We start from the raw sequence: 3,521 nt of genomic DNA on the forward strand, positions 1-3,521 counted from the left end.
ATATGTCTTATCCTCTAAAATCTATAAGGCTGGGTTTGTAGCGAACATAGGAATATCTTTGGGATGTCTGTTTGAAATATACGAATTTATTTTGGATTCCATCAGCCATTCCAATCATCAGCACGGACTTACAGATACAAACTTCGACTTGATTTCTGATGTAATCGGCGCAGTCATTGCGGGAATTGTCGCAATGTCCATCTCTTTATGATACCAGTCCCATAAATGATACGAGCAATGATGGTTTTTTCTTTTTTGCTTACTCGTTTTTGAACAACCACAAGATGTATAAAGGCCCTTTTAAGGGTCCTGATGAGTAATCAGTCCATAAAAATTTGAACAAAGTGAAAGCCGGTATCTTTTAGATGTAGCTTTGATTCTGCAATTGAAAATTGTAAATAATCAATAAAATTTTTAATAGAAGTACGGAATGAATTGACAGAAACGATCATCCGCAATATACTGGACATGTTCGAATGGCGGACACCGTCTTGTCTGTGCGGCGCACGCTTGAAAAGGATATGGGGACGCCGAGCCGGGGGACAGCGACTTTCGGGCGGTCTTCCTCGAAAGGATGGTAATCTGAATGGGTGACAAATATGCAAAACTCTTTGAGCCGATGACAGTAGGGAAGCTCACGCTGAAGAACCGGCTTGCGATGGCGCCGCTGGGCATGGTGGCAATGTCTGACCCATGCGGCGGTTTTACCGAGAATGCGCAGGAGTATTACGTGGAGCGCGCCAAGGGCGGGACGGGTTTGATCATCACGGGCGTTACCTGCGTCAACTACAACGAGATGGAAGCGCTTTCCCTTCCCTGCGCGGGACATAATCCGCTGATGTTCGCCAAGTCCACCGCTCCGATGTGCGAGCGCATACATTCCTATGATGCACGGATTTTTCTGCAACTGACAGGCGGCTTTGGCCGGGTGGTGATTCCCCACCTAATGAAGAACGCCTACGCGCCTTCGGAGCAGGAGAACCGGTGGGATCCTTCCATCAAACATCGGGCGATGACGGTCGAGGAAATTAAGGAACTGATCGCTTCCTTTGTCAAATGTGCGGTCGTCGCCAAGCATTCGAAATTTGACGGTGTCGAGATCCACGCCGTGCACGAAGGCTATCTGCTCGACCAGTTTGCCATTTCTCTGTATAACAAGCGTACCGACGAGTACGGCGGCGATTTACGCGGCAGGCTGAAAGTGGCCACTGACGTTGTCAAGGGTATCAAGGCCGCTTGCGGAGAGGATTTCCCTGTCTCCCTGCGCTACAGCCTCAAGAGCTTTGTCAAAGCCATCCGCAGGGGCGCACTGCCGGGTGAGAGCTTTGAGGAAAAGGGCAAGGATATTGAGGAAGGGCTCGAAGCCGCGAAGATTCTTGAGGAGGCCGGCTACGATATGCTCAATGTAGACGCCGGCACCTACGATTCTTGGTACTGGAACCATCCGCCGATGTATTTTAAAAAAGGAATGTACCGGGAATTCGGCAAGCTTGTCAAAGAGAACGTGAAGATTCCCGTCATCCTCGCGGGGAGGATGGACGACCCGGAGATGGCTCTTGAGGCGCTCGGCGTGAGCTGTGATATTGTTGCCTATGGCCGCCCGTTGCTCGCTGATCCTTATCTGCCCGAGAAGATCCAGACAGGGAAACTCGAGGATATTCGCCCATGTATTTCCTGTCAGCAGGGGTGCCTTGCGCGGCTTGCGTCCGGGCTGCCCCTTTCCTGCGCGGTGAATCCGGCCTGCGGCAGGGAAAAGGCGTTTGCCATCACTCCGGCGCTCGAAAAGAAGAATGTGCTGGTGGTCGGCGGCGGACTTGCGGGGATGGAAGCGGCGCGCGTGTGCGCAATGCGTGGGCACCAGGTCACGCTGCTTGAGAAAAACGACCAGCTCGGCGGCAATATCCTGCCCGGCTGTGTACCCGACTTCAAGGCGGACGACCGCGCGCTGATCGACTGGTATGCCGTGCAGCTTGGCAGATTGCCGGTGGCGGTCAGGCTCGGAAGCACCGCAGATCAGGAAACAATCGAACGCTCCAACGCTGATGTCGTGATTTTTGCGACCGGTTCCTCCCCCGTTCGACTCGATTTCGGCGGCAAAAACCACGTCTGCACAGCCGACGACTTGCTGCTCGGCAAAGAGAAGGCCGGCAGTGACGTCGTAGTGATCGGCGGCGGCCTCGTCGGCTGCGAGACCGCGCTGTGGCTGCGGCAACAGGGCAAGAATGTCGCGGTCGTCGAAGCGATGCCGGAAATCTGCGGCGGCGGCGAGGATATGTGCTTTGCGAACTTTGACATGCTGCGTGATTTGCTTGTCTTCAACAACATCCCAGTCTACCGCAACTCGAAGGCAAAGGTTGTGAACGATGCTTCCGTTACGGTGGAAACGCCGGACGGCGTAAAGGATCTCAAGGCCGACACGGTGATGGTCGCAGTAGGCTATCGCGCAAACACGGCGCTGTTCGACAGCCTCCGCAGTTGCGGCAAGGTGGTTTACAATGTTGGCGACTCACGCCATGTGCGCAATATCATGTCGGCCATCTGGGATGCGAATCAGGTCGCGCGCGAACTGTAAGCCGACCGACATAAAAGAAAAAAAGATGCCTGCGGGCTTTTCCCGCAGGCATCTTTTAGAGTTCGAACCATAACCTTCCGAACGGGGATGCTGCATGATTTGTTGCATCATCCAGCGTGATTCCGAGAGCATCCGCTGATTTTACGTATAATTTATGCCCCGCTGGCCTTACAGCTGACGGGGCATTTTCTGTTACCTGTAACGTGTTTTACTTTTATATCTTATGTATCAACATCCCACTGTATAACATTGTGATTCATCCCCCGCAAAGTCTCAATGACGGCATTGCTGTAATCACCGTAAGGAGGGCGGAACAAAGTCGGTTTTTTACCCGTGATTTTCTCGATCTTTTGATCGCATTGGTCAATTTGGCTCTGCATTTGCGCAGGGGAAAGTTGTGGCATGTGCGGATGGGTGTCCGAGTGGTTCATGACTTCATTGCCTGCATCGGATAATGCCTTGACTTCAGCTGGATATTTATCCACCCATTGGCCGACAACAAAAAAAGTGGCATGGACATGATGCTCGTTCAAGATACGAATCAGCGTGGGGGTATCTTCTGCACCCCAAGCAGCATCGAAACTCAAGCTTGCGATTTTTTCTGTCCGGTCTACACAATAAATGGGAAGCTCTTTTTTAGATGTTGCTGTCGCGACCGCGCATGGGATCAATTGAATGACGAAGACAGCCAGTGCTACGCAAAGAGCTGCGATGACAACGGTGAAAATCAGCGTGTTTTTTTTTAGTATCCAGACTTTCAAAACCATTCACTCTTTTCTCTCATAACCAGTTCTAATATTATTTTGCGTACTTAAATGAACCCTTTGTATGCTTGAAGCATATGCAACTGCTGCCTGTACACATACCATTGGCACAAAAGAGTGGGCTGTGTTTTCTGCTTTTGGGATTTGGGGCGCACATTTCTATTGTTTTGTGTTAAAATAAATTG

2 protein-coding genes and 1 pseudogene are annotated in these 3,521 nt (G+C 51.3%); 2 read left to right on the top strand and 1 reads right to left on the bottom strand.

Annotated features, from left to right (window positions below; all coding sequences use genetic code 11):
- Both ABF463_RS14195 and ABF463_RS14200 read left to right on the top strand, forming a co-directional pair.
- Nucleotides 1–211: pseudogene (locus ABF463_RS14195) on the top strand (hypothetical protein); the annotation flags it as partial.
- A 375-nt stretch (nucleotides 212–586) separates the two neighbouring features.
- Nucleotides 587–2,572, top strand: coding sequence for an FAD-dependent oxidoreductase (locus tag ABF463_RS14200; protein WP_415534647.1), 1,986 nt, complete (start codon nucleotides 587–589; stop codon nucleotides 2,570–2,572).
- Between the two features lie 221 nt (nucleotides 2,573–2,793).
- Here ABF463_RS14200 and ABF463_RS14205 read toward each other — a convergent pair whose 3' ends face one another.
- A complete protein-coding gene (locus ABF463_RS14205) occupies nucleotides 2,794–3,339 on the bottom strand; it encodes a polysaccharide deacetylase family protein (protein ID WP_415534649.1) in 546 nt (181 codons plus the stop codon).
- Nucleotides 3,340–3,521 lie beyond the last annotated feature (182 nt).

The organism is Ethanoligenens sp. (assembly GCF_047718355.1).
Classification (GTDB): Bacteria; Bacillota; Clostridia; order Oscillospirales; family Ethanoligenentaceae; genus Ethanoligenens.

Excerpts from the sequence above, each read along its gene's own strand:
- ABF463_RS14200 (WP_415534647.1), top strand. The coding sequence starts at position 587 with ATGGGTGACAAATATGCAAAACTCTTTGAGCCGATGACAGTAGGGAAG.
- ABF463_RS14205 (WP_415534649.1), bottom strand. The coding sequence starts at position 3,339 with ATGGTTTTGAAAGTCTGGATACTAAAAAAAAACACGCTGATTTTCACC.